Raw genomic sequence first — 24,358 nt, 5'->3', positions numbered from 1 at the left:
GGGATTAACCTCTTATTACAACTGTGTTAAAAACAGCGTCAGGATACTCAGTATCCGATTCATTTCAAACTTTCGTCTGGAATTCACCGGCTATCATTTTCGCCCGGTCGCTACAATATACACTTCACGTGAACGAGCACGCGAAGAGTCCGGCTTACGAACTTTGACCTTCGTAAACAGGGAGCGAATTTCCTTCAGATACTCCTCGAAACCTTCGCCCTGGAACACCTTCACTAAAAAACTACCACCCGGCGCTAATACATCACGGGACATTTCTAACGCCAGTTCTACCAGATACATGGAGCGAGGGATATCCACCGCCGGTGTTCCGCACATATTTGGCGCCATATCGGACATGACAACCTGAACTTTACTGTCACCTACACGTTCAAGTAACGCTTTCAGTACTAATTCATCACGAAAATCGCCCTGAAGGAAGTCCACACCAACGATGGGATCCATAGGTAAAAGATCGCAGGCGATGATTCGGCCGGTTCCGCCGATTTGTGTCACCGCATATTGCGACCATCCTCCGGGCGCTGCACCGAGGTCGACTACTGTCATCCCCGGCTTAAAGAGTTTGTCACTTTGCTGTATTTCATCAAGTTTAAACCAGGCACGGGAACGTAACCCCTTTTTCTGTGCCTGTAGAACATATTTATCGCTAAAGTGTTCCTGGAGCCAGCGGCTCGAGCTTGCAGAACGCTTTTTACCTGTCATTTAACTTTCCGTCCTGGTTCATCGTAGCCAGCGGTGTAAATTTCCACATAGCAATTTGGCGATATTAGGGAGATGGCGGTAGAATGAACCGTTTTCAATCCCAACGTAAGCAAAAATATACGATGAATCTGAGTACTAAACAAAAACAGCACCTTAAAGGTCTGGCACATCCGCTCAAGCCTGTAGTTATGCTTGGCAACAATGGTTTGACCGAAGGGGTACTGGCCGAGATTGAACAAGCGCTGGAGCACCACGAATTAATCAAAGTGAAAATCGCCTCTGAAGACAGAGACACTAAGACTTTGATCGTGGAAGCAATCGTGCGCGAAACCGGCGCCTGTAACGTACAGGTCATCGGTAAAACGCTGGTGCTCTACCGTCCATCTAAAGAGCGTAAAATCTCGCTGCCACGCTAAGATTATCCTGAATTGAACACATTTTCTGTGTAAAACGAGGGGTTTTTCATTAGCAGGTGAGCAAAATGCCATGCTCCTTGAGTTGATAAAAGGCCGCTATGCGGCCTTTTTCCTATCTTTACAATGTATCAACATCTGGCGGGAGAAGCGAATTACAGGTAATCAACCTTGATAATTTCGAACTCCACTTCCCCACCCGGGGTGCGGATGGTGACCACATCGTCCTGCTCTTTGCCAATCAGACCGCGGGCAATCGGCGAATTTACTGAGATCAAATTCTGCTTAAAATCTGCCTCATCATCACCCACGATGCGGTAAGAAACTTCTTCATCGTTATCCAGATTGATCACGGTAACGGTGGAACCAAAAATGACACGCCCGTTGTTTGGCATTTTGGTGATATCAATCACCTGCGCATTCGACAGCTTGGCTTCGATATCTTTGATACGCCCTTCGCAGAAACCCTGCTGCTCACGCGCTGCGTGATACTCGGCATTCTCTTTCAAATCGCCATGCTCACGCGCATCCGCAATGGCCGCAATGATTTCAGGGCGGCGAACAGATTTCAGAAAATCCAGCTCTTCACGCAGTTTTTCAGCTCCACGTAAGGTCATCGGAATAGCTTGCATTTGTTATACCTCTTTGACATTCCTGTTGGGTACGGGGAACCGACCCGACGACTGGCCCCGCAGGCATCACAGCCTGACACAGGTCAGAAGCAAAAGAAAACTGACCCGGAAACAAAGTTCCAGGTCAGCAGCAATTTTTCAATTTGATACGTATTTTAACGCGAAGTTCAGTATGGGTCATCGTTTACTTTACAGGGCGTTGGGTCGTAGTATGGCGGTTTGTTTCCGGGTTGTTAGCGCGAGATTATGCGATTTTCCAGATTTATCATCGGATTGACCACCACTATTGCGTTCACTGTCCAGGCAGCGAACGTTGACGAGTATATCAATCAGCTGCCCGATGGCGCCAATCTCGCCCTGATGGTGCAGAAGGTCGGTGCCCAGGCCCCTGAGATTGATTACCACAGCCAGCAGATGGCCCTGCCCGCCAGTACGCAAAAAGTGATTACGGGGCTGGCTGCCCTGCTGCAGTTGGGGCCTGACTTTCGCTTTACCACCACGCTTGAGAGCAAAGGCAACGTCGAAGATGGCGTGTTGAAAGGCGATCTTATCGCCCGTTTTGGCGGGGATCCCACGTTTAAGCGTCAGGATATTCGCAACATGGTCGCCGTGCTAAAGAAGTCTGGCGTACAGCGCATTGAAGGGAATGTGCTTATCGATACGTCCATCTTCGCCAGCCATGATAAAGCCCCCGGCTGGCCGTGGAACGACATGACCCAATGCTTTAGCGCGCCGCCTGCAGCCGCGATTGTTGATCGCAATTGCTTCTCCGTCTCGTTGTACAGCGCGCCAAAAGCCAATGATTTAGCCTTTATCCGGGTGGCGTCCTACTATCCGGTTAATATGTTCAGCCAGGTACGTACCTTGGCGAAAGGGTCGCCGGAAGCGCAGTACTGCGAACTGGATGTGGTTCCAGGCGATCTCAACCGCTATACGCTGACTGGTTGCCTGACGCAACGCGCCGATCCGCTGCCGCTGGCCTTCGCTATCCAGGATGGCGCTGGCTATGCCGGGGCGATCCTGAAGGACGAACTGAAGCAGGCCAAAATTACCTACAGCGGCACACTGTTACGCCAGACACAAAGCAACGAGCCGGGTACCGTGATTGCCAGTAAGCAATCGGCACCACTGCACGATCTGCTGAAGATCATGCTGAAAAAATCCGACAACATGATCGCTGACACCGTGTTTCGCATGATCGGCCATGCCCGCTTCGGCGTACCAGGCACCTGGCGTGCCGGTTCTGATGCGGTCAGGCAGATCCTCCGTCAGCAGGCCGGTATTGATCTGGGGAATACCATCGCGGTCGATGGCTCCGGTCTTTCGCGGCATAACCTTATCTCCCCTGCTACTATGATGCAGGTCCTTCAGTACATTGCTCAGCATGACACTGAACTAAACTTTATCTCGATGTTGCCGCTCGCCGGTTATGACGGCTCCCTGCAATACCGGGCCGGTCTGCACGCCGCGGGTGTCGATGGCAAAGTCTCCGCGAAGACTGGCTCGCTACAGGGGGTTTATAACCTTGCCGGCTTTATTACCACGGCCAGCGGGCAGCGGATGGCATTTGTACAGTATCTTTCAGGCTACGCGGTTGAACCTGCAGACCAACGCAATCGCCGTATTCCGCTGGTGCGCTTTGAGAGCCGGCTTTACAAGGATATTTACCAGAATAACTAGCGATGAAATTACTCATTGTCGAAGACGATCTGTTGCTGCAGGAAGGGCTGGCTATGGCGCTCACTGCCGAGGGCTATACGCTCGATTGCGCGGGTACTGCCGCCGAGGCTGATGGCCTTATCCAGAGCGGCGAGTACAGCCTGGTGATCCTCGATCTTGGCCTGCCGGATAAAGATGGGGCTACCCTGCTCAGCCAGTGGCGTCGTCGCGGGGTGAACAATCCGGTGCTGATCCTGACGGCGCGCGATGCGCTGGTTGACAGGATCAACGGCCTGGACTCCGGTGCCGACGACTATCTGGTAAAACCCTTTGCCCTGGCGGAACTGCAGGCGCGGGCCAGAGCTTTGATCCGGCGTTATCAGGGACACAGTGATAACCTGCTCAGTGACGGCGATCTGACATTAAATTTGCAGACTCAGCAGGTGTTACAGCAGTCCCGGCCGGTTGAAGTGACGCCGAAAGAGTTCGCCCTGCTGACACGCCTGATCATGCGTACCGGCCAGACGGTTCACCGTGAAACCCTTCAGCAGGATATCTACTCCTGGCAGGACGATCCGGGCTCAAACACGCTGGAGGTCCATATCCATAACCTGCGCCGTAAGCTGGGTAGAGACCGAATCAAAACCGTGCGCGGCGTGGGCTATCGTCTTGAGAGCCAAAAATGAACAGCATGCGCCGTCGTCTGATGGTGCTGTTGGCTGTTATTCTGCTGTTCTGTCAGCTGGTCAGCGTCATCTGGCTCTGGCATGAAAGCCGGGAGCAAATCAGCTTCCTGGTCAGCGAGACGCTTTCCGCCAAAGCGCGCAACCAGCATGTAGAGAAAGAGATCCGCGAGGCGATCGCCTCGTTGCTGGTGCCTTCGCTGGTAATGGTCGGTTTTACGCTGCTGTTCTCCTTCTGGGCCGTCACCTGGATCACCCGTCCCCTCAACCAGCTCCGCGCCAGCCTGGCAAACCGCTCTGCCGACAATCTCACCCCCCTGCCGATGTATTCTGACATGGAAGAGATTGGCGCCGTCACGACCTCTCTGAACCAGCTTCTTGCCCGGCTGGATCAAACCATTAAGCAGGAGCGCCTGTTCACCGCTGATGCCGCACACGAGCTGCGTACGCCTCTGGCAGGCATACGCCTTCACCTTGAGCTGATGGCGCAGTCAGGCTCGCCTCAGGCGACGACGCTGATTGCCCGTATCGACCAGCTGATGCATACCGTTGAGCAACTTCTGATGCTGGCCCGCGCGAGCCAGGCTCTGGCCAGCGGGCATTACGACACGGTGAACTGGCGGGATAACATCTTTGCACCGCTGGCGCTGGAGAATGAAACCAAAGATCACACCCTGATCTGGCCGCAGACGGGCTCCCTGAGCGTCCAGGGCGATGCAACATTATTACGGCTGATGCTGCGCAATTTGCTGGAAAACGCGGTGCGTTACAGCCCGGCGGGGACAACCATTGAAGTCAGAATGCAGGAAGTGGATGATGGCACGCTGGTGAGCGTTTGCGATCAGGGCCCTGGCATTGATGAGGCCCATCGCCAGTCCATTACCGAGCCGTTTCGCCGTATCGATCAACGCTACGGTGGCAGCGGGCTGGGGTTAAGCATCGTGCAACGTATCGTGCAGCTCCACCGCGGCAAACTGACGCTGGAAAACCGCCCCGAAGGTGGGCTGACGGTCGCCTGCTGGATACCGACAAAATTGAACTAAAAAAAAGCCCCCTTCATAAGGGGGCCATTGACGGTCTTAACGCTTGTAGATAAATTCGACGCCTTCTTCGTCGTCTTCGTCCCAGTCGTCATCCCAGTCTTCATCGTCTTCTTCAACCACCTGCTCTTCAAGCTGCTGACGGTGGTAGTCATCCCACATGAATTCGACTTTTTCAGGCTGCTTCGCTTCTTCTGCCTGAGTCACCGGATTCTCGATGATAAAGGTCATCACGTCCCAGCACAGATCTTTCACGCCCATCTGGCTTGCAGCGGAGATGAGATAGTATTTATCTTCCCATCCCATCGCTTCGGCGATAGCTTTCGCTTTGGCTTCGGCTTCTGCTTTGTCCATCAGGTCGATCTTGTTGAAGACCAGCCAGCGTGGCTTCTCAGCCAGCTTCTCGCTGTATTTTTCCAGCTCGCCAACAATGATGCGGGCGTTTTCCACCGGATCGGAACCGTCGATTGGATCGATATCGATGAGGTGCAGCAGAACGCGACAGCGCTCAAGGTGTTTCAGGAAGCGAATCCCCAAACCAGCCCCTTCTGCAGCGCCTTCGATCAGGCCCGGGATATCCGCAACAACGAAGCTCTTCTCGGTATCCATACGCACCACGCCCAGGCTTGGTACCAGGGTGGTAAACGGATAGTCAGCCACTTTCGGCTTGGCCGCAGAGACCGCACGGATGAAGGTGGATTTACCGGCATTTGGCATCCCCAGCATCCCGACGTCTGCCAGCAGCATCAGCTCAAGCTGCAGATCGCGCTTGTCACCCGGTGTACCCATCGTTTTTTGACGCGGGGAACGGTTGACGGAGGATTTGAAGCGGGTGTTGCCCAGACCGTGCCAGCCGCCTTTTGCCACCATCAGGCGCTGACCGTGTTTGGTCATATCACCCATGGTTTCACCCGTACCCTGGTCGATAACGCGCGTCCCGACTGGCACTTTCACGCTGACATCTTTGCCGCGCTTACCGGTACAGTCACGGCTCTGGCCGTTCTGGCCACGCTCTGCGCGGAAAGCTTTTTCGAAACGGTAGTCGATCAGGGTGTTAAGGTTTTCGTCGGCTTCAAGCCATACGTCACCGCCGTCACCGCCGTCGCCGCCATCAGGGCCGCCACGCGGAATGTATTTTTCACGGCGGAAGCTTACGCAACCATTACCGCCATCACCTGCCACGACCAGGATCGTTGCTTCATCAACAAACTTCATTTTACTCTCCGTAAATCATTCGCCTGAGCGGGGGACAACTACAACCGCTTCACTTTTGCGCCAACGTCCCCAAAGACGATGACCAATGGCGGAATACATCGCGCCCGCAACCACGACAAACGCACCGAGATAAGCCAACAGGTTTAACATCGGTTTGACGAAGAAATCGGGCCAGGCCATTGATAATAAATCTGAAAATAACAGCGTAAACAGCGGGGTAAGCGTAATCAGTGCGCTCACCTGTGCTGCCTGCCAGCGCGCCATCGCTTCTGCCAGCGCGCCATAACCTACTAACGTGTTCAGACCACAAAAGATCAGACACGCCAACTGCCAGTCGCTTAACTGGGTAATAACTCCCGGCTTCGCCAGCGGCAGCAGTGCAATAGTACATAAAGTGTACAGCAAAAACAGGATCTGCTGTGACGCCAGACGGCGTAATAACACCTTTTGCGCGACGCCGTAACTCACCCACACCGCCGCGGCACCCACGCCGAAAATCACACCCCAGGTGTAATCCGTCAGCCGGGTAAAGATCTCTATCAGGCTGGTATTGAAGAACAACACCAGACCGCAGAGCAGCATTATTGCCCCAATCACCTGCGTGCCGCGCATTTTCTCTTTGAGAATAACGACACTGGCGATCATCATGCCAACCGGTGACAGCTGGCCAATAACTTGCGAGGCGGTAGGGCTAAGATACTGCAGGGAAGAGCTGAACAAGATGAAGTTACCGAACAGACCGCCTGTCGCAATCGCCAGCACAATAAGCCAGCGCGGCTTGCGGAAGATGCGCATCGGCGGCAGCTTACCCTTGATTGCCAGGATAGCCCCCAGACCAATACCGGCCATCAGAAAGCGGTAGAACACCACCGTGGGTGGCTCCATCACTTCCAGCACCTGCTTCATTGCAATGGGCAATGCTCCCCAGCACATCGCTGTGATAAGTGCCAGGAGAATACCAATGCCGGCCTGCTGCTTCATGCCCGTTTTCCCTACAGAAAAAATTACCGGGTTTCCAATGTAAAAAGCCCCGCAACACGTTGCGGGGCTTTAATCCGTTACCGGACCGAGAAAACCTTACTCAGCAACAATGCTGATGTATTTACGGTTGTTCGGGCCTTTAACTTCAAATTTCACTTTACCGTCTGCTTTAGCAAACAGAGTGTGGTCACGACCGCAACCTACGTTGTTACCAGCGTGGAATTTGGTGCCACGCTGACGAACGATGATGCTACCCGCCAGAACAGTTTCGCCACCGAAACGCTTAACGCCAAGGCGTTTAGCTTCTGAATCGCGACCGTTACGTGTGGAGCCGCCAGCCTTTTTATGTGCCATTTAAATCTCTCCTCAGGTCTTAGGCGCTGATGCCAGTAATTTTCACATCAGTGAACCACTGACGGTGGCCCTGCTGCTTACGGTAGTGTTTACGACGACGAAACTTAACGATTTTAACTTTCTCGCCACGACCATGAGCAACAACTTCAGCTTTGATAACGCCGCCATCAACGAAAGGAACGCCGATTTTGACTTCTTCACCGTTTGCGATCATCAGAACTTCAGCGAACTCAACAGCTTCGCCAGTTGCGATGTCCAGCTTTTCCAGGCGAACGGTCTGACCTTCGCTTACTCGGTGTTGTTTACCACCACTTTGGAAAACCGCGTACATATAAACTCCGCTTCCGCGCACATCCTCGTGTGATTCAGAGTGCGCTATAAATATTCACAATAGGGCGCGAATATTACGCAAAACGCGAGCCTTTGACAAGTGCTACCGTCAATACATGAAGAAAAAAAACACAACACGTACGGTAACGTTTATCTGGGGCGTTTTTTCAGTACAATCAGCGCTACTATTGATAAACCGAACCCTACGTTAACCCATTTGAAATGTGGAAAACAGGACTATAAGCCCGGCTTTTGCGATGAATTTAGAAAAAATCAATGAGTTAACCGCGCAAGATATGGCGGGTGTGAATGCAGCGATCCTGGAACAGCTCGACTCTGACGTTTCCCTAATCAATCAGTTGGGTTACTACATCGTCAGCGGTGGGGGCAAACGCATCCGTCCGATGATCGCAGTACTGGCCGCTCGCGCGGTAGGTTATGAGAGTAATGCGCACGTCACGATCGCGGCGCTGATCGAATTTATCCATACCGCCACGTTGCTGCATGATGACGTTGTGGATGAGTCTGATATGCGTCGTGGTAAAGCCACTGCCAACGCGGCGTTTGGCAATGCTGCCAGCGTGTTGGTAGGTGATTTTATCTATACACGCGCCTTCCAGATGATGACCAGCCTGGGCTCGCTGAAGGTACTCGAAGTGATGTCCAAAGCGGTGAACGTGATCGCGGAAGGTGAAGTTCTGCAGCTGATGAACGTCAACGACCCGGACATCACTGAAGAGAACTACATGCGGGTGATCTACAGCAAAACGGCGCGTCTGTTTGAGGCGGCGGCCCAGTGCTCCGGCATTCTTGCTGGCTGCAGCGAGGAACAGGAACGTGGCCTGCAGGATTACGGGCGCTATCTCGGCACCGCCTTCCAGCTGATCGACGACCTGCTCGATTACAGCGCCGATGGCGAAACGCTGGGCAAAAATGTCGGTGACGATCTCAATGAGGGCAAACCGACGCTCCCGCTGCTGCATGCCATGCGTAACGGCACTCCTGAACAGGCAAGCCTCATCCGTGAAGCCATCGAGCAAGGAAACGGCCGACATCTTCTGGAACCTGTACTGGAAGCAATGGCGAACTGTGGTTCCCTGGAATGGACGCGTCAGCGTGCCGAGGAAGAAGCCGATAAAGCCATAGCCGCACTTCAGGTCATCCCTGACAGCCCATGGCGAGATGCCCTGATTGGTCTCGCGCACATTGCTGTTCAGCGCGATCGATAACGGCCAGGGGAACTCTCTTTTTTCTGACAAGAGAGTTCCTGTAAGCTCCAAATATTATCCATAACATTGCTAAAGAATCCGCTTACAGGCCGCATGATTAAAGCCCTGGCAAAATCTGAATGTTGCTTCCAGTAACGCGAACTTTTTAGAACCGCTGTTCGAAGAAGGTATAGTAACTACGTCATTTAATGGAAATGACGGGAATGTACCAGAACAGAGGGATCGCTGAATGGATAAGAAGTTTATCGACTGGCACTCGGCCGATATCATTGCCGCGCTGCGTAAAAAGGGAACATCACTGGCGGCGGAATCCCGTCGTAATGGTCTGAGTTCATCCACCCTGGCAAACGCGCTGACGCGCCCCTGGCCGAAGGGAGAACTCATCATTGCCACGGCATTAGGTACCGATCCCTGGGTCATTTGGCCATCACGCTATCATGACCCGATAACCCATGAGTTTGTCGACAGAACGCGCATGATGCGCCAGAGAAGACAACAAAAAGAGCGCCAATAATGACGCTCCTTTAAACGGGATAGCAACCCCCCAGTCGACATGGCAGGGGGCTGCCTTAACGATTACTCGCCTTTCACACGCTCAATATTTGCACCCAGCGCGCGCAGTTTATCTTCGATGCGTTCATAGCCGCGATCGATGTGATAAATACGGTCTACCAGCGTTGTACCTTCCGCAATACAGCCCGCCAGCACCAGGCTCGCAGACGCACGCAGATCCGTTGCCATTACCTGCGCACCGGACAGTTTTTCTACGCCATGGCAGATCACCGTGTTGCTTTCGATCTCCGCATGCCCACCCATACGGATCAGTTCCGGTACGTGCATAAAACGGTTTTCGAAGATGGTTTCGGTAATGAAGCCCGTCCCTTCTGCCACCAGGTTCAGCAGGGTGAACTGCGCCTGCATATCGGTCGGGAATGCCGGATGCGGAGCGGTACGTACGTTCACGGCCTTAGGACGCTTACCGTGCATATCGAGGCTGATCCAGTCTTCTCCGGTTTCGATATCTGCACCGGCATCACGCAGCTTAGCCAGGACCGCATCCAGCGTATCGGGCTGTGCGTTACGGCAGACGATCTTACCGCCGGAAATAGCCGCGGCCACCAGGAAGGTCCCGGTTTCGATACGGTCGGGCAGAACGCGATACACACCGCCACCCAGGCGTTCAACGCCTTCGATGGTGATACGGTCGGTACCCTGGCCGGTGATCTTCGCCCCCAGCGTATTCAGGAAGTTCGCCGTGTCCACGATCTCCGGCTCGCGCGCGGCGTTCTCGATGATGGTGGTGCCTTCTGCCAGCGTTGCCGCAGACATGATGGTGACAGTGGCGCCAACGCTCACCTTATCCATCACGATATGCGCGCCCTGCAGGCGACCATTAACGGAGGCTTTGACGTAGCCCTCTTCCAGTTTGATTTCAGCGCCCAGCTTCTCGAGGCCAAAGATATGCAGATCGACCGGACGCGCACCAATGGCGCAGCCGCCCGGCAGTGAAACCTGACCCTGACCAAAACGGGCCACCAGCGGACCCAGCGCCCAAATAGAGGCACGCATGGTTTTCACCAGGTCATACGGCGCGGAGAAGTTGTTCACGTTGCTGGCGTCGATCCACACGGATCCGTTACGCTCAACCTTGGTACCCAACTGGCCGAGCAGCTTCATGGTGGTGTCAATGTCTTTCAGTTTCGGGACGTTCTGGATCTCTACCGGCTCTTCCGCAAGCAGTGCGGCGAAGAGGATCGGCAGCGCGGCGTTTTTGGCGCCGGAAATTGTGACTTCGCCCTGGAGACGCGTAGGCCCCTGAACACGAAATTTGTCCATGATTTACTCTCTGTATGAATTCAACCGTGCTGCGGGCAAATCACCCTCAGCTCAAAAACCGTTTAGTTTGCGATCGCGTGCCCACTCAGTTGGAGTGAACGCCTTGATCGACAGGGCATGGATGCGATTATCCGCGATATATTCCATCAGCGGCGCATAAACAGCCTGCTGTTTTTTCACGCGGCTCATGCCGTCAAAGATTTCTCCCACAGCAATAACCTGAAAGTGGCTGCCGTCGCCGGAGACGTGGGCTTCCTGGAGGGCAAGTGCGTTGATCAGCACGGTCTGGATTTCATGATTTTCCATGGGATCTATATCATCTGGTAGTGAAAACAAGCCCAACATCTTAGAGCAAAGTGGCGCGGTCTTAAACAAGCAAAAAGCCCCGACGATGAAACAGTCGGGGCTTTTGATAGTAACGTACTGAAAAAATTAACGCGGCAATACGTCTTCCGGCAAATTATAGAGCTGGGCCAGGGTGATAACGTTATCGCTAACGCCCGAGAGCCTCACCTGCTTGCCCTGCCCTTTGCCTGTTGCCACTAGATGAACCAGCAGCGCGACGCCCGCCGTATCCACGCGGGAAATGCCGCCGAGGTCGATACAGGAAACGCCTTGCATGGCTTCATGACGTGCATCCCACAGAGAATTCAGATAATCCTGATCCAGCTCGCCAGTGAGTAATAACGTCTCACCCTCACGGGACCAGCTGAGCTGCGACATCATTTTTTGCTCTCATCCAGGGTAATTTTCTGGCGTGAGATGCTGTTCAGCTGTGCAGTCAGGCCATCAATGCCCTTGGTACGCAGCAGGTCGCTCCACTCGTTCTGCTTGGTGGTAATCATGCTTACGCCTTCAGCAATCATGTCGTACGCCTGCCAGTTACCGCTCTGGCTGTTTTTACGCCACTGGAAATCCAGACGCACTGGCGGACGACCGTTCGGATCGACGATGGTCACACGGATAGGCAGGATGGTGGCAGAGCCAAGCGGCTGTTCCGGCGCAATCTGGTAGGTCTGACCGTGGTACATCGCCAGCGCCTGACCGTAGGCCTGCTTCAGATACTCACGGAACGCAGCAAAGTAGGCTTCACGCTGCGCGGGTGATGCGTCTTTATAGTAACGTCCCAGCACCAGTGCCCCGGCATATTTTACCTGAACATAGGGCAGCAGCTCCTGATCAACGATATCGCGCAGGTAGTCGGGATTGGAACGAATTTTCGGCTGCTCGTTTTTAAGGCGATCGAAGGTTTTCTTAGCCGCCTCATTCATCTGTTGATAGGGATTGCTCTGATCGGCTGCGTTAGCGGCAGTCAAAGGGGCAATCATCAGCATGGCAACCATTAACAGTCGTTTAATCATGAATTACTTCTCCTGAGATGAATTCGTCGTGCCAACAGGCGGCGTAATGTCACTCTGCGCAGGTGTCTGAGCAGCTTGATTCTCGTCACCCCCTTTACTGTTGTAAAGGAACTGACCAATCATGTCTTCCAGCACCATGGCTGACTTCGTATCCTGAATCACGCCACCGTCTTTAAGGATAGTCGTTCCCAGTTCCGGGTCTTCAAAACCGACGTTCAGCGCCAGGTATTGTTCCCCTAACAGGCCAGAAGTGCGGATAGACAACGAGCTGGTATCCGGGATGTGGTTGTAGCGCTCTTCAATATCCAGCGCAACGCGCGGCAGATAGGTTTTCTCGTCGAGGGTGATATCGGCAACACGCCCTACCACTACCCCGCCAATACGCACCGGAGAACGGCTTTTCAGGCCGCCAATATTATCGAAGGTGGCATAAATACGGTATGTCGGCTCGGTGCGGATTGTGGTGACATCCGCCACTTTAAAGCTCAAAAACAGTGCGGCCAGCAGCGCCAGCAAAACAAATATACCTACCCAAATTTCTACTTTTTTCGTTTGCATGAACTCATTTCCCAAACATCAGTGCGGTGAGCACAAAATCCAGAGCCAGTATGGCCAGCGACGAATGAACAACAGTGCGGGTGGTTGCCCGGCTGATACCGGCAGACGTCGGGATGGCATCGTAGCCATTGAACAGCGCTATCCAGGTGATCGTCACGGCAAATACCGCGCTTTTTATCAGGCAGTTAACCAGGTCCAGACGCCAGTCAACCGCACTTTGCATCGCTGACCAGAAGAAACCGGCATCGATCCCTTTCCATTGCACACCAACCATCGAACCGCCCCAGATCCCGACGGCAACAAAGAGGATAGTCAGCAATGGCAGAGAGATCATGCCCGCCCAGAAACGCGGCGAGATCACCCGACGCAGTGGATCCACGGCCATCATCTCCATACTGGAGAGCTGCTCGGTGGCGCGCATCAGGCCGATTTCCGCCGTCAGCGCCGAACCGGCACGCCCTGCGAACAGCAGCGCAGCAACTACCGGCCCCAGCTCACGCAGCAGGGAGAGCGCCACCAGCATACCGAGGCTGGTCTCCGCGCTATAGGTGGTGAGGACAAGATACCCTTGCAGCCCCAGCACCATCCCGATGAAGACGCCGGAAACGATGATAATGAGCATCGACAGCACGCCGACATTATATAGCTGGCGAACCAGCAGAGGGGCATGTTTGCGGAATTCCGGTTTCCCGACCAGCGCATTGAATAACATCAACCCGGCACGCCCGAACGTCCTGATGGTTTTTATGCCACGGTGTCCGAGAGCGGCCAACGCATTTAACAGCATGAGTGGCTTAACTCCCTATTCCCAATAAATCTTTATGATAATCGCCGGCCGGATAACGGAACGGCACGGGGCCATCGGCAATGCCGTCGAGGAACTGACGGACACGCGCATCGCTGTTGCTCTGCAAGGATTGTGCGCTACCGTGCGCCACAATTTTTTTATCCGCCACGATATAGGCGTAATCGGCAATGCTCAGCACTTCGGGTACGTCGTGAGTCACCACGATACAGGTCACACCCAGCGCGCTATTCAGTTCAGAGATCAGTTTGACCAGCACACCCATAGTGATGGGATCCTGGCCGACGAACGGCTCATCGAACATGATCAGATCCGGTTCCAGCGCGATCGCACGCGCCAGCGCCGCACGGCGGGCCATACCGCCAGAGAGTTCGGAAGGCATCAGTTTGGCTGCGCCACGCAGGCCGACGGCTTCGAGCTTCATCATGACCGTGCTTTTCAACAGTTCTGGCGGCAGATGAGTATGCTCGCGCAGCGGATAAGCGACATTATCGAAGACGTTCATGTCAGTAAAAAGTGCCCCGGACTGAAAAAGCATGCTCATGCGTTTACGTACGGTATAGAGGCGCGAGCGGGACATCGCCGGGATATTTTCGCCGTCAAAGAGGATCTCGCCCTGGCTCGGCGGGATCTGCCCACCAATCAGGCGCAGTAACGTCGTTTTACCAATGCCGGAAGGCCCCATGATGGCGGTAATTTTACCGCGAGGCACGGTGAGAGAGATGTTGTCAAAAATGACCCGGCTACTGCGCGTGAAGCTGACGCCGCGGACATCGACTATATTCGCCCCATTCAGGCTCATGTACATTTCCTTTCTGTTGCCGGTTCAGGATCGGCTTGATGCCTGATTTTGGCGCAAAACCAACATTTTTACAGAATATTATCTCTGCGACTAAGCGAAAGCTGGCATTTGTTTTACTTTTACAACGCATAAAGTCAAAATTAGGAACACGTTACGTCTACAGACAGTATGCAGCGGCAGAGATTTTTTCTCGGTGGACCGGCGAGTATACCTGAAGAAAGGACTTTTGATGCTTCTTGCAACGGCACTGTTAATAATTGGTTTACTTTTGGTGGTCTACAGTGCCGACCGTCTGGTGTTTTCCGCATCAATTCTGTGTCGTTTATTTGGCGTTCCCCCCCTGATTATTGGGATGACGGTGGTCAGCGTTGGCACCTCCCTGCCGGAGATCATCGTCTCTGTCGCCGCCTCGATGCACGATCAGGTCGATCTCGCCGTGGGCACGGCCATTGGCTCCAACATCGTTAATATCCTGCTCATCCTGGGGCTTGCCGCGCTGCTGCATCCATTTCGCGTGCATTCTGATGTTCTGCGGCGCGAATTGCCGCTAATGTTAATTGTCAGTTTGCTGGCCGGTTATGTGTTATATGACGGGCAGTTAACCCTCAGCGATGGCATTTTCTTACTGGCGCTGGCGGTCATCTGGTTGTTTTACATTGTTAAGCTGGCCCGGGCGGCAGAAAAGCAGGGCAATGACTCCCTGACCCGCGAGCAGGTTGCAGAGCTACCGCGTGAGGGGAACTTACCCGTTGCGCTACTCTGGCTGGGTGTGGCGCTTATCATCATGCCAATGGCGACGCAGATGATCGTGGATAACGCCACGGTGCTGGCCAATTACTTCGCCATGAGCGAGCTCACCATTGGCCTGACGGTGATTGCCATTGGCACCAGTCTGCCTGAGCTGGCCACGGCGATTGCCGGTGCGCGTAAAGGCGAAGATGACATGGCGATTGGCAATATTATCGGTTCCAATATTTTCAATATTGCTATCGTGCTGGGCCTGCCGGCCCTGATCGCCCCTGGCGCGTTTAATCCGCTCGCGTTCAGCCGCGATTATGGCGTGATGGTGTTAGTCAGCGCCATCTTCGCCCTGCTCTGCTGGCGGCGTAAAAGGCAGATTGGTCAGGGCGTTGGTGCGCTGCTGACGGTGGGATTTGTCGTATGGATGGCGATGCTGTACTGGCTCTCGCCGCTTCTCTCTGGGTAAACGGAAACGCATTATGTCGCAAATAGAATTGCAGCCGGGTTTTGACTTTCAGAAAGCAGGAAAAGAAGTTCTGGAGATAGAACGTGAAGGTCTGGCGCAGTTAGATCAATACATTAATCAGGACTTTAGCCTTGCATGTGAGAAAATTTTCCACTGTTCCGGTAAAGTCGTGGTGATGGGAATGGGCAAATCCGGCCACATTGGCCGTAAAATGGCGGCCACCTTCGCCAGTACCGGCACCACGGCCTTTTTCGTTCATCCCGGAGAAGCGGCGCACGGTGACCTGGGTATGGTGTCGGCACAGGATATCGTCATCGCCTTATCGAACTCTGGCGAATCGAATGAAATCCTGGCGCTGATCCCGGTATTGAAGCGGCTTCACGTTCCCCTCATCTGTATTACCAGCCGCCCTGAGAGTAGCATGGCGCGCGCCGCGGATATCCATCTGTGCGTCAAAGTGCCAAAAGAGGCGTGCCCGTTGGGTCTGGCCCCGACCTCCAGTACCACCGCTGCGCTGGTAATGGGTGATGCGCTGGCTGTCGCCCTGCTCGAAGCCCGCGGTTTTACCGCCGAAGACTTCGCCCTTTCCCATCCGGGCGGTGCGCTGGGACGTAAATTGCTGCTGCGGGCGAATGACATCATGCACACCGGGGATGAAATTCCGCACGTCAGCAAAGACGCCTCTTTGCGCGATGCGCTGCTGGAGATTACCCGTAAAAATCTCGGCATGACTGTCATCTGCAACGACCAGATGACGATCGAAGGAATCTTTACCGACGGCGATCTACGCCGCGTCTTTGATATGGGAGTCGATGTCCGTAAGTTGGGTATCGCCGATGTGATGACGGCCGGGGGGATCCGGGTGCGTCCCGGTACGCTGGCTGTCGAAGTGTTAAACCTGATGCAGTCCCGCCATATCACCTCCGTTATGGTTGCCGATGGCGACCAGTTGCTGGGTGTGATACATATGCATGATCTGCTGCGCGCAGGCGTAGTGTAATGAAGGATAAGACAATGAGTAATACGGGTGCATCCCTTGCAACCTGTTATGGCCCGGTCAGTGCGCAGATGATGTCGCAGGCCGAAAACATTCGCCTGCTGATCCTGGATGTGGATGGCGTGCTCTCTGATGGCCTGATTTATATGGGCAACAATGGCGAAGAGCTGAAGGCCTTTAACGTCCGTGATGGCTATGGCATTCGCTGTGCGCTCACTTCTGGCATAGAAGTTGCCATTATCACCGGGCGTAAGGCTAAACTAGTAGAAGATCGCTGCGAAACGCTGGGCATCACCCATCTCTATCAGGGACAATCCGATAAGATGGTCGCTTTCAGGGACTTACTTGGTAAACTTGCCATCGCCCCGGAAAATGTCGCCTATGTCGGAGACGATCTCATTGACTGGCCAGTGATGGCGGAAGTGGGCCTGAGCGTCGCCGTGGCCGATGCCCATCCACTTTTGATCCCGCGCGCTGACTACGTCACCCGTATCAACGGTGGCCGCGGCGCAGTGAGAGAAGTCTGCGACCTGCTGCTGCTGGCGCAAGGTAAGCTTGATGAGGCCAAAGGGCAATCGATATGAGTAAAACCAGACGTTGGGTTATTATTCTGCTTTCGCTGGTAGCACTGGTACTGATTGGCGTGAATCTCGCTGACAAGGACGACGAACAAGCGCCGACGGTCAATACTAACGATCCAACATACAAAAGCGATCACAGCGATACCGTGGTGTACAGCCCGGAAGGGGCGCTGAATTACCGCCTTATCGCTCAACATGTTGAGTATTTTTCCGAACAGGGCGTCTCATGGTTTACCCAACCGGTGATGACCACGTTTGATACCAATAAAGTTCCAACATGGTCGATTAAATCAGACCGGGCAAAACTGACGAATGACCGTATGCTTTATCTGTATGGTCATGTTGAGGTGAACGCGCTGACCGCAGACGCACAGCTGCGCAAAATCACAACCGATAACGCACAGATTAACCTTGTGACTCAGGATGTAACGTCGCAGGATCTGGTTACGTTATACGGCACCACATTTAATTCCAGCGGTCTGAGAATGCGCGGGAACTTACGCAGCAAGAACGCAGAGCTGATTGAAAAGGTTAGAACCTCCTATGAAATTCCAAGCAAACAAACTCAGCCTTAATGTTGTTATTGCCAGCGCGCTGCTGGCCGTCAGCGTGCCTGCGCTTGCTGTGACGGGTGATACCGAGCAGCCGATTCATATCGAATCCGATACGCAGTCGCTCGATATGCAGGGCAACGTAGTGACCTTTACCGGCAATGTTGTCGTGACTCAGGGCACGATCAAAATCAACGCCGATAAGGTGGTGGTAACGCGTCCTGGCGGGGAAGACGGTAAAGAGATTATCGATGGCTACGGCAACCCGGCCACCTTCTACCAGATGCAGGACAACGGCAAGCCGGTGAAAGGCCACGCTTCCCAGATGCACTACGAGCTGGCGAAAGACTTTGTGGTGCTGACCGGGAATGCGTACCTGGAGCAGCTCGACAGCAACATCAAGGGCGACAAGATCACCTATCTGGTGAAAGAACAAAAAATGCAGGCCTTCAGTGAAAAAGGCAAACGCGTGACGACCGTCCTGGTCCCATCGCAGCTGCAGGACAAAAACAGCACTCAGGCTCCGGCACAGAACCCTCAGGCCCCAGCACAGAAAAAGAGTAACTAATTCGTTATGGCAACATTAACTGCAAAGAATCTCGCCAAAGCCTACAAGGGCCGTCGCGTAGTGGAAGATGTCAGTTTGACCGTCAACTCCGGCGAAATTGTCGGCCTGTTGGGTCCTAACGGTGCAGGTAAAACCACCACCTTTTATATGGTGGTAGGGATTGTGCCGCGCGATGCGGGTAACATCATTATTGATGACGAAGACATCAGCCTGCTGCCCCTCCACGCGCGTGCGCGTCGCGGTATCGGCTACCTGCCGCAGGAAGCCTCGATCTTCCGTCGTCTGAGCGTCTTCGACAACCTGATGGCGGTACTTCAGATCCGTGACGATTTGACCTCTGAGCAGCGTCAGGATCGCGCCAACGAGCTGATGGAAGAGTTCCATATCGAACATCTGCGCGACAGCATGGGCCAGGCGCTCTCCGGTGGTGAACGCCGCCGTGTGGAAATTGCCCGCGCGCTGGCCGCTAACCCGAAATTCATTCTGCTCGATGAGCCATTTGCGGGCGTTGACCCGATTTCGGTTATCGACATTAAACGGATTATTGAGCATCTGCGCGACAGTGGTCTGGGCGTACTGATCACCGACCACAACGTTCGTGAGACGCTGGCAGTCTGTGAACGTGCTTACATCGTCAGCCAGGGCCATCTTATCGCCCACGGTACACCGCAGCAGATCCTCGAAGACGATCATGTTAAGCGCGTGTATCTTGGGGAAGACTTCAGACTCTGATAGGGTAGAAGTTCAGTCTCGCCTAAACGGAGAAAAATGCTCTGAACATGAAGCAAGGTTTGCAATTAAGGCTCAGCCAACAGCTGGCAATGACGCCGCAGTTACAACAGGCCATTCGTCTGTTGCAGCTGTCGACGCTAGAACTTCAGCAGGAGCTTCAGCAAGCGCTGGACAGTAATCCCCTGCTTGAGCAAACCGATCTTCACGACGAGGTAGAAACCCAGCAAACGCAGGATAACGAAACGCTCGACAGCGTCGACGCGCTGGAGCAAAAAGAGATGCCAGACGAGCTTCCTCTTGATGCCAGCTGGGATGAGATCTACACCGCCGGCACGCCATCCGGTACGCGCGCTGATTACCAGGATGATGAGTTGCCGGTGTATCAGGGCGAAACCACCCAGTCCCTCCAGGATTACCTGATGTGGCAGGTGGAGCTAACCCCGTTTTCCGATACCGATCGCGCCATTGCCACCTCCATTGTCGATGCCGTCGATGAGACCGGCTATTTAACCGTGCCGCTGGACGACATTCTGGAAAGCATCGGTGATGATGAGATCGATCTTGAAGAGGTCGAAGCGGTCCTGAAGCGCGTGCAGCGTTTTGATCCGATTGGCGTTGCGGCACGTGATTTACGTGACTGCCTGCTGATTCAGCTTTCGCAGTTCGTCAAAGAGACGCCGTGGCTGGAAGAGGCTCGTCTGATCGTCAGCGAGCATCTGGATCTGCTGGCCAACCACGACTTCCGCTCGTTGATGCGGGTGACGCGATTGAAAGAAGAGATCCTGAAAGAGGCGGTCAATCTTATTCAGTCGTTGGATCCGCGTCCGGGGCAATCCATCCAGACAAGCGAGCCTGAGTACGTTATTCCCGATGTACTGGTACGCAAGCATAACGGCCTGTGGACCGTGGAGCTGAATTCCGACAGCATCCCGCGCCTGCAAATTAATCAGCAATACGCCTCGATGTGCACCAGTTCGCGCAACGACTCGGATAACCAGTTTATCCGCAGCAACCTGCAGGAGGCGCGCTGGCTGATCAAAAGCCTCGAGAGCCGCAATGATACGCTGCTACGCGTGAGCCGCTGCATCGTGGAGCAGCAGCAGGCCTTCTTTGAACAAGGTGAAGAATTTATGAAGCCGATGGTGCTGGCCGATATTGCCCAGGCCGTCGAAATGCATGAATCAACGATTTCCCGCGTGACGACGCAGAAGTATCTGCACAGCCCGCGCGGTATTTTTGAGCTTAAGTATTTTTTCTCCAGCCATGTCAATACCGAAGGCGGTGGCGAAGCTTCGTCTACAGCCATCCGGGCGCTGGTGAAAAAATTGATCGCCGCGGAAAACCCCGCGAAACCACTGAGCGACAGTAAGTTAACCACCATGCTGTCCGATCAAGGTATCATGGTGGCACGCCGTACTGTTGCGAAGTATCGAGAGTCTTTATCCATTCCGCCGTCCAACCAGCGTAAACAACTGGTCTGACACAACCGATAAGGAAGACACTATGCAGCTCAACATCACTGGACACAACGTCGAAATTACTGAGGCCCTGCGCGATTTTGTGAACACTAAGTTCGCCAAGCTTGAGCAGTATTTCGAGAGGATCAACCAGGTCTACATTGTGTTAAAAGTGGAGAAAGTGACGCATATCTCGGATGCGACCTTGCACGTTAACGGAGGCGAAATTCATGCCAGTGCGGAAGGACAAGACATGTACGCGGCTATCGACGGCTTGATTGACAAGCTGGCACGACAGCTAAACAAACATAAAGACAAACTGAAACAACACTAATTGTCCGGGCAGTTAACGGGTGCAGGTTGGCCTGTTGTGAAACACAACGGGCCCTTTGTACAGTTAGCGCTTAGGTGAAATTATGATGAATAACGATTCAACTCTACAACTGAGCAGTGTCCTTAATCAGGAATGTACCCGCAGTGCCGTCCACTGCCAGAGCAAAAAACGTGCGCTGGAGATCATCAGTGAACTGGCTGCAAAACAGCTGAGCCTGCCGCCGCAAGTGGTGTTTGAAGCGATCCTGACCCGTGAAAAAATGGGCAGTACCGGCATCGGCAACGGCATCGCCATTCCCCATGGCAAACTTGAAGAGGATACGCTGCGCGCTGTAGGCGTGTTTGTTCAGCTGGAAACACCTATCGCCTTTGATGCCATTGATAACCAGCCTGTCGATTTGCTGTTTGCCCTGCTGGTGCCAGCCGATCAGACCAAAACACATTTGCACACCCTCTCGCTGGTGGCCAAACGTTTGGCGGATAAAACCATCTGTCGTCGTTTGCGCGCGGCACAGAGCGATGAGGAGCTTTATCAAATCATTACGGAAACGGAAGGCAGTCAGGATGATGCGTAATCGGGTGATGGCTTTGACATCTGTAGTCCTGAGGAGAAACGGTACATGGTGCTGATGATCGTCAGCGGTCGTTCGGGATCCGGCAAATCGGTTGCCCTGCGTGCGCTGGAAGATATGGGCTTTTACTGCGTGGATAACCTGCCGGTGGTGCTGCTGCCTGAGCTGGCGAGATCGCTGGCCGATCGACAGATCTCCGCCGCGGTCAGCATCGACGTGCGTAACATGCCTGAATCGCCGGAGATCTTTGAGCAGGCGATGAGCAATTTGCCAGAGGCGTTTTCACCTCAGTTGCTGTTCCTTGATGCCGATCGCAATACGCTGATCCGTCGCTATAGTGATACCCGCCGTCTGCATCCGCTCTCCAGCAAAAATCTGTCGCTGGAAAGTGCTATCGACCAGGAAAGCGATCTGCTGGAGCCGCTGCGCTCTCGTGCCGATCTGATCGTTGATACCTCTGAAATGTCCGTGCATGAGCTGGCAGAGATGCTGCGTACCCGCCTGTTGGGTAAACGCGAGCGTGAGCTGACGATGGTGTTTGAATCCTTCGGCTTTAAGCATGGTATTCCTATCGATGCAGACTATGTGTTTGACGTGCGTTTCCTGCCGAACCCACACTGGGATCCGAAGCTGCGTCCAATGACCGGCCTCGATAAACCTGTTGCCGCGTTCCTTGACAGGCATACAGAAGTCCACAACTTTATCTATCAGACGCGCAGCTACCTTGAACTCTGGTTGCCGATGCTGGAAACAAACAATCGCAGCTATTTGACGGTCGCGATTGGCTGTACCGGGGGCAAACACCGTTCGGTCTATATTGCTGAGCAACTGGCTGACTATTTCCGCTCGCGCGGCAAAAATGTGCAGTCCCGTCATCGTACGCTGGAAAAACGTAAAACATGACCGTAAAGCAGACCGTTGAGATCACCAATAAGCTGGGCATGCATGCACGCCCGGCGATGAAGTTATTTGAACTGATGCAGGGGTTTGACGCGGAAGTTCTACTGCGTAATGACGAAGGCACCGAAGCCGAAGCCAATAGCGTGATTGCGCTGCTGATGCTGGACTCCGCCAAGGGCCGACAGATCGAAATCGAAGCGACCGGCCCACAGGAAGTTGAGGCGCTGGCGGCGGTGATTGCATTGTTCAACGCCGGGTTTGATGAAGATTAATTCAGCTTATGGGCCTGCATAAACCCTTCCCCGCCCAGTTGACGCATCTGGCGCAGGATCCACGCCTGACGGCTGCGAACATAGCCTGAAGGCGCACTGGCCTTAAAGCGAATGGGGTTCGGTAACACGGCGGCCAGTAGCGCGGCCTCTGATGCTGACAGTCGGCTCGCAGGTTTATGGAAATAGCGCTGGGCAGCGGCTTCAACACCAAACACCCCTTCGCCAAACTCTGCGATATTCAGGTACACCGTCAGGATGCGTTTTTTACTCCACACCGTTTCGATCCCCAGCGTCAGCCCGGCTTCAAACCCTTTTCTCATCCAGCTACGTCCGTCCCACAAAAACAGGTTTTTCGCCGTCTGCTGAGAAAGCGTCGATGCGCCGCGAATACGGCTCTCATTGCGCTCGTTATATGCTAACGCCTTCTCTATCGCCCCAACGTCGAATCCCCAGTGGTCCGGGAATTTCTGATCTTCAGCAGCAATAACGGCCAGTCCCATCCACGGCGAGATCTCATCCATGCTCACCCAGTCAGAGTGGGCAACGTAGCTGAAATCCCCTCGCAGCCAGCTCCCCAGTTGACGTTCAATCATCACTGCGGAAAACGGCACCGGCACGAAGCTGAACAGGGCGATACCGCCACCCCAGAAGACCGCCAGCACCAGCAGAACGCGGATGACGATCCGCCTTACCCAGCCAGATCGGGGACGCTTCAATCTCATTCAGCCAGCACCAGCACACGGGTAACCAGCTTCTCGATACCGGTCGCGGCTTCCGCAATGTTCTGCGCCAGCATGTACGCAGGGGTAGTCACGATCCTGTTATCTTCGTCGACCACGATATCGTCCACCGGGCAAGGGATGTGCTCGCCGCCCATATCCTCAATGGCCTCGGCAGTATCAATGTCAGTGCCGATGGTCAGACGCAGCGGGATATCGAAGATGGCGGGCAGCATAGCCGGAGCGATACAGATAAAGCCCAAGGGTTTACCGGCCTCATGCATCTGCAGCGCCAGGGTTTTTAAATCGCTCTCTACCTGGCAGGCGCTGCCCTCATGGGCAAAATTGCTCAGGTTTTTTGCGGCGCCAAAACCGCCCGGCACAATCAGCGCATCCAGATCGGCGGCACGTGCTTCACTGAGTGGGCGGATCTGTCCGCGTGCAATTCGCGCCGCCTCAATCAGGATATTTCGGCTTTCCGCCAGCGGCTCACCGGTAAGGTGATTAATGACATCAGACTGGGCTTTGTCCGGGGCGAAACAGACCGCTTCTGCGCCGTTGCGCGCCAGCGCCAGCGCCAGCAGCGTCAGAACCGCTTCATGAATTTCAGAACCATCGTAAACCCCGCAACCGCTCAGTACCACGCCAACCTTTTTCATCCTGCGATCCCTCTCGAAAAATGTTACATGCACATTAAAAATTCTGATTAAAATGGTGTGCTTCACACATTTAACTGATTCATGTAACAAAGTATTTAAGTTTTGCTATCTTAACTGCGTGCGGCCTAAATTTTCCGGCTACGCCATTATCTTAAAAAAACATCTTCAGGCGCAGCCACGATTTCCCTGGTG

32 protein-coding genes are annotated in these 24,358 nt (G+C 54.0%); 17 read left to right on the top strand and 15 right to left on the bottom strand.

Annotated elements, in window-relative coordinates:
• Positions 1 to 93: 93 nt before the first annotated feature.
• Entirely contained in the window at positions 94 to 720 is a 627-nt protein-coding gene (gene rlmE, locus C3F35_RS14650) for a 23S rRNA (uridine(2552)-2'-O)-methyltransferase RlmE (RefSeq protein ID WP_032614435.1), read from the bottom strand.
• Between the two features lie 122 nt (positions 721 to 842).
• On the opposite strand from rlmE, the gene yhbY reads away from it, so the two are divergent.
• Positions 843 to 1,136 (top strand): ribosome assembly RNA-binding protein YhbY, encoded by a 294-nt coding sequence (gene yhbY, locus C3F35_RS14645; RefSeq protein ID WP_032614629.1) that lies wholly within the window; start codon positions 843 to 845, stop codon positions 1,134 to 1,136.
• Positions 1,137 to 1,288: 152 nt separating this feature from the next.
• On the opposite strand, the gene greA is transcribed toward yhbY, so the two are convergent.
• Complete coding sequence (gene greA / locus C3F35_RS14640) at positions 1,289 to 1,765, bottom strand: transcription elongation factor GreA (RefSeq protein ID WP_032614436.1); 477 nt, start codon at positions 1,763 to 1,765, stop codon at positions 1,289 to 1,291.
• A 246-nt stretch (positions 1,766 to 2,011) separates the two neighbouring features.
• Between greA and dacB the strand changes: the two genes are divergently transcribed.
• The 3 genes from dacB to pmrB are packed head-to-tail and all read left to right on the top strand — an operon-like array spanning position 2,012 to position 5,150.
• Positions 2,012 to 3,445 (top strand): serine-type D-Ala-D-Ala carboxypeptidase, encoded by a 1,434-nt coding sequence (gene dacB / locus C3F35_RS14635; RefSeq protein ID WP_032614438.1) that lies wholly within the window; start codon positions 2,012 to 2,014, stop codon positions 3,443 to 3,445.
• 2 nt (positions 3,446 to 3,447) lie between these two features.
• Positions 3,448 to 4,110 carry a two-component system response regulator PmrA gene (gene pmrA, locus C3F35_RS14630; protein WP_059307110.1) on the top strand — a complete coding sequence of 221 codons (663 nt, stop codon included), beginning with the start codon at positions 3,448 to 3,450 and terminating at the stop codon, positions 4,108 to 4,110.
• Entirely contained in the window at positions 4,107 to 5,150 is a 1,044-nt protein-coding gene (pmrB, locus tag C3F35_RS14625; protein WP_103792787.1) for a two-component system sensor histidine kinase PmrB, read from the top strand. The genes pmrA and pmrB overlap by 4 nt, the downstream gene beginning before the upstream one ends.
• A 36-nt stretch (positions 5,151 to 5,186) precedes the next feature.
• Here the strand turns inward: pmrB and cgtA are convergent, their stop codons facing one another.
• From cgtA to rplU, 4 genes are all read right to left on the bottom strand, one after another.
• Positions 5,187 to 6,362 (bottom strand): Obg family GTPase CgtA, encoded by a 1,176-nt coding sequence (gene cgtA, locus C3F35_RS14620; protein ID WP_032614446.1) that lies wholly within the window; start codon positions 6,360 to 6,362, stop codon positions 5,187 to 5,189.
• Positions 6,363 to 6,377: 15 nt separating this feature from the next.
• Positions 6,378 to 7,343: a DMT family transporter gene (locus C3F35_RS14615; protein WP_032614449.1), complete on the bottom strand. Its 966-nt coding sequence runs from the start codon at positions 7,341 to 7,343 to the stop codon at positions 6,378 to 6,380.
• A 96-nt stretch (positions 7,344 to 7,439) separates the two neighbouring features.
• Complete coding sequence (rpmA, locus tag C3F35_RS14610; RefSeq protein WP_007673187.1) at positions 7,440 to 7,697, bottom strand: 50S ribosomal protein L27; 258 nt, start codon at positions 7,695 to 7,697, stop codon at positions 7,440 to 7,442.
• A 19-nt stretch (positions 7,698 to 7,716) separates the two neighbouring features.
• Positions 7,717 to 8,028: a 50S ribosomal protein L21 gene (rplU, locus tag C3F35_RS14605; RefSeq protein ID WP_015960603.1), complete on the bottom strand. Its 312-nt coding sequence runs from the start codon at positions 8,026 to 8,028 to the stop codon at positions 7,717 to 7,719.
• A 256-nt stretch (positions 8,029 to 8,284) separates the two neighbouring features.
• Here rplU and ispB point away from each other — a divergent pair, with 256 nt between their 5' ends.
• Together ispB and sfsB are read left to right on the top strand one after the other, a co-directional pair.
• Positions 8,285 to 9,256 carry an octaprenyl diphosphate synthase gene (gene ispB, locus C3F35_RS14600; protein WP_103792786.1) on the top strand — a complete coding sequence of 324 codons (972 nt, stop codon included), beginning with the start codon at positions 8,285 to 8,287 and terminating at the stop codon, positions 9,254 to 9,256.
• Between the two features lie 229 nt (positions 9,257 to 9,485).
• Positions 9,486 to 9,770 carry a DNA-binding transcriptional regulator SfsB gene (sfsB, locus tag C3F35_RS14595; protein WP_032614453.1) on the top strand — a complete coding sequence of 95 codons (285 nt, stop codon included), beginning with the start codon at positions 9,486 to 9,488 and terminating at the stop codon, positions 9,768 to 9,770.
• A gap of 62 nt (positions 9,771 to 9,832) precedes the next feature.
• On the opposite strand, the gene murA is transcribed toward sfsB, so the two are convergent.
• The 7 genes from murA to mlaF all read right to left on the bottom strand — a co-directional run bounded on the left by murA (position 9,833) and on the right by mlaF (position 14,618).
• The gene (gene murA, locus C3F35_RS14590) at positions 9,833 to 11,092 is read right to left on the bottom strand and encodes a UDP-N-acetylglucosamine 1-carboxyvinyltransferase (protein WP_059307107.1); all 1,260 of its coding nucleotides are present in this window, start codon (positions 11,090 to 11,092) and stop codon (positions 9,833 to 9,835) included.
• A gap of 51 nt (positions 11,093 to 11,143) precedes the next feature.
• Positions 11,144 to 11,398, bottom strand: coding sequence for a BolA family iron metabolism protein IbaG (gene ibaG, locus C3F35_RS14585; protein WP_103792785.1), 255 nt, complete (start codon positions 11,396 to 11,398; stop codon positions 11,144 to 11,146).
• A 126-nt stretch (positions 11,399 to 11,524) separates the two neighbouring features.
• Complete coding sequence (mlaB, locus tag C3F35_RS14580) at positions 11,525 to 11,818, bottom strand: lipid asymmetry maintenance protein MlaB (RefSeq protein WP_032614460.1); 294 nt, start codon at positions 11,816 to 11,818, stop codon at positions 11,525 to 11,527.
• Positions 11,815 to 12,453 (bottom strand): phospholipid-binding protein MlaC, encoded by a 639-nt coding sequence (gene mlaC / locus C3F35_RS14575; protein WP_032614462.1) that lies wholly within the window; start codon positions 12,451 to 12,453, stop codon positions 11,815 to 11,817. The genes mlaB and mlaC overlap by 4 nt, the downstream gene beginning before the upstream one ends.
• A 3-nt stretch (positions 12,454 to 12,456) precedes the next feature.
• Positions 12,457 to 13,011 (bottom strand): outer membrane lipid asymmetry maintenance protein MlaD, encoded by a 555-nt coding sequence (gene mlaD / locus C3F35_RS14570; protein WP_032614464.1) that lies wholly within the window; start codon positions 13,009 to 13,011, stop codon positions 12,457 to 12,459.
• Positions 13,012 to 13,015: 4 nt separating this feature from the next.
• On the bottom strand, positions 13,016 to 13,798 hold the full coding sequence (mlaE, locus tag C3F35_RS14565; RefSeq protein WP_032614466.1) for a lipid asymmetry maintenance ABC transporter permease subunit MlaE: 783 nt from the start codon (positions 13,796 to 13,798) through the stop codon (positions 13,016 to 13,018).
• A 7-nt stretch (positions 13,799 to 13,805) separates the two neighbouring features.
• Positions 13,806 to 14,618, bottom strand: a complete 813-nt coding sequence (gene mlaF, locus C3F35_RS14560; protein ID WP_032614468.1) for a phospholipid ABC transporter ATP-binding protein MlaF — start codon at positions 14,616 to 14,618, stop codon at positions 13,806 to 13,808.
• A gap of 229 nt (positions 14,619 to 14,847) precedes the next feature.
• On the opposite strand from mlaF, the gene C3F35_RS14555 reads away from it, so the two are divergent.
• From C3F35_RS14555 to npr, 11 genes are all read left to right on the top strand, one after another.
• The gene (locus C3F35_RS14555; protein WP_032614470.1) at positions 14,848 to 15,825 is read left to right on the top strand and encodes a calcium/sodium antiporter; all 978 of its coding nucleotides are present in this window, start codon (positions 14,848 to 14,850) and stop codon (positions 15,823 to 15,825) included.
• A gap of 13 nt (positions 15,826 to 15,838) precedes the next feature.
• On the top strand, positions 15,839 to 16,825 hold the full coding sequence (gene kdsD / locus C3F35_RS14550) for an arabinose-5-phosphate isomerase KdsD (RefSeq protein ID WP_103792784.1): 987 nt from the start codon (positions 15,839 to 15,841) through the stop codon (positions 16,823 to 16,825).
• A 14-nt stretch (positions 16,826 to 16,839) separates the two neighbouring features.
• Positions 16,840 to 17,406, top strand: coding sequence for a 3-deoxy-manno-octulosonate-8-phosphatase KdsC (kdsC, locus tag C3F35_RS14545; protein WP_032614474.1), 567 nt, complete (start codon positions 16,840 to 16,842; stop codon positions 17,404 to 17,406).
• Complete coding sequence (gene lptC / locus C3F35_RS14540; RefSeq protein WP_032614475.1) at positions 17,403 to 17,978, top strand: LPS export ABC transporter periplasmic protein LptC; 576 nt, start codon at positions 17,403 to 17,405, stop codon at positions 17,976 to 17,978. The genes kdsC and lptC overlap by 4 nt, the downstream gene beginning before the upstream one ends.
• Positions 17,947 to 18,522, top strand: coding sequence for a lipopolysaccharide ABC transporter substrate-binding protein LptA (lptA, locus tag C3F35_RS14535; protein WP_032614476.1), 576 nt, complete (start codon positions 17,947 to 17,949; stop codon positions 18,520 to 18,522). Before lptC ends, lptA begins: the two co-directional genes overlap by 32 nt.
• Positions 18,523 to 18,528: 6 nt before the next feature.
• On the top strand, positions 18,529 to 19,254 hold the full coding sequence (gene lptB, locus C3F35_RS14530) for an LPS export ABC transporter ATP-binding protein (RefSeq protein WP_032614478.1): 726 nt from the start codon (positions 18,529 to 18,531) through the stop codon (positions 19,252 to 19,254).
• A gap of 47 nt (positions 19,255 to 19,301) precedes the next feature.
• Positions 19,302 to 20,735: an RNA polymerase factor sigma-54 gene (rpoN, locus tag C3F35_RS14525; protein WP_032614481.1), complete on the top strand. Its 1,434-nt coding sequence runs from the start codon at positions 19,302 to 19,304 to the stop codon at positions 20,733 to 20,735.
• Positions 20,736 to 20,757: 22 nt separating this feature from the next.
• Positions 20,758 to 21,045, top strand: a complete 288-nt coding sequence (gene hpf, locus C3F35_RS14520) for a ribosome hibernation promoting factor (protein ID WP_032614483.1) — start codon at positions 20,758 to 20,760, stop codon at positions 21,043 to 21,045.
• A gap of 82 nt (positions 21,046 to 21,127) precedes the next feature.
• A complete protein-coding gene (gene ptsN / locus C3F35_RS14515; protein WP_032614485.1) occupies positions 21,128 to 21,619 on the top strand; it encodes a PTS IIA-like nitrogen regulatory protein PtsN in 492 nt (163 codons plus the stop codon).
• Positions 21,620 to 21,664: 45 nt separating this feature from the next.
• Positions 21,665 to 22,519, top strand: a complete 855-nt coding sequence (gene rapZ, locus C3F35_RS14510) for an RNase adapter RapZ (RefSeq protein WP_032614487.1) — start codon at positions 21,665 to 21,667, stop codon at positions 22,517 to 22,519.
• A complete protein-coding gene (npr, locus tag C3F35_RS14505; RefSeq protein WP_032614489.1) occupies positions 22,516 to 22,788 on the top strand; it encodes a PTS phosphocarrier protein NPr in 273 nt (90 codons plus the stop codon). The genes rapZ and npr overlap by 4 nt, the downstream gene beginning before the upstream one ends.
• Here npr and mtgA read toward each other — a convergent pair.
• Both mtgA and elbB read right to left on the bottom strand, forming a co-directional pair.
• A complete protein-coding gene (gene mtgA / locus C3F35_RS14500) occupies positions 22,785 to 23,510 on the bottom strand; it encodes a monofunctional biosynthetic peptidoglycan transglycosylase (RefSeq protein ID WP_371320500.1) in 726 nt (241 codons plus the stop codon). The genes npr and mtgA overlap by 4 nt on opposite strands.
• Complete coding sequence (gene elbB, locus C3F35_RS14495) at positions 23,507 to 24,166, bottom strand: isoprenoid biosynthesis glyoxalase ElbB (protein ID WP_103792783.1); 660 nt, start codon at positions 24,164 to 24,166, stop codon at positions 23,507 to 23,509. The genes mtgA and elbB overlap by 4 nt, the downstream gene beginning before the upstream one ends.
• Between the last annotated feature and the right edge of the window lie 192 nt (positions 24,167 to 24,358).

This window comes from Leclercia sp. LSNIH3 (assembly GCF_002935105.1).
GTDB classification, from domain to species: domain Bacteria; phylum Pseudomonadota; class Gammaproteobacteria; order Enterobacterales; family Enterobacteriaceae; genus Enterobacter; species Enterobacter adecarboxylatus.
Note: the sequence above shows the minus strand (reverse complement) of the source record. Positions and strands in the feature narration are given on the sequence as shown.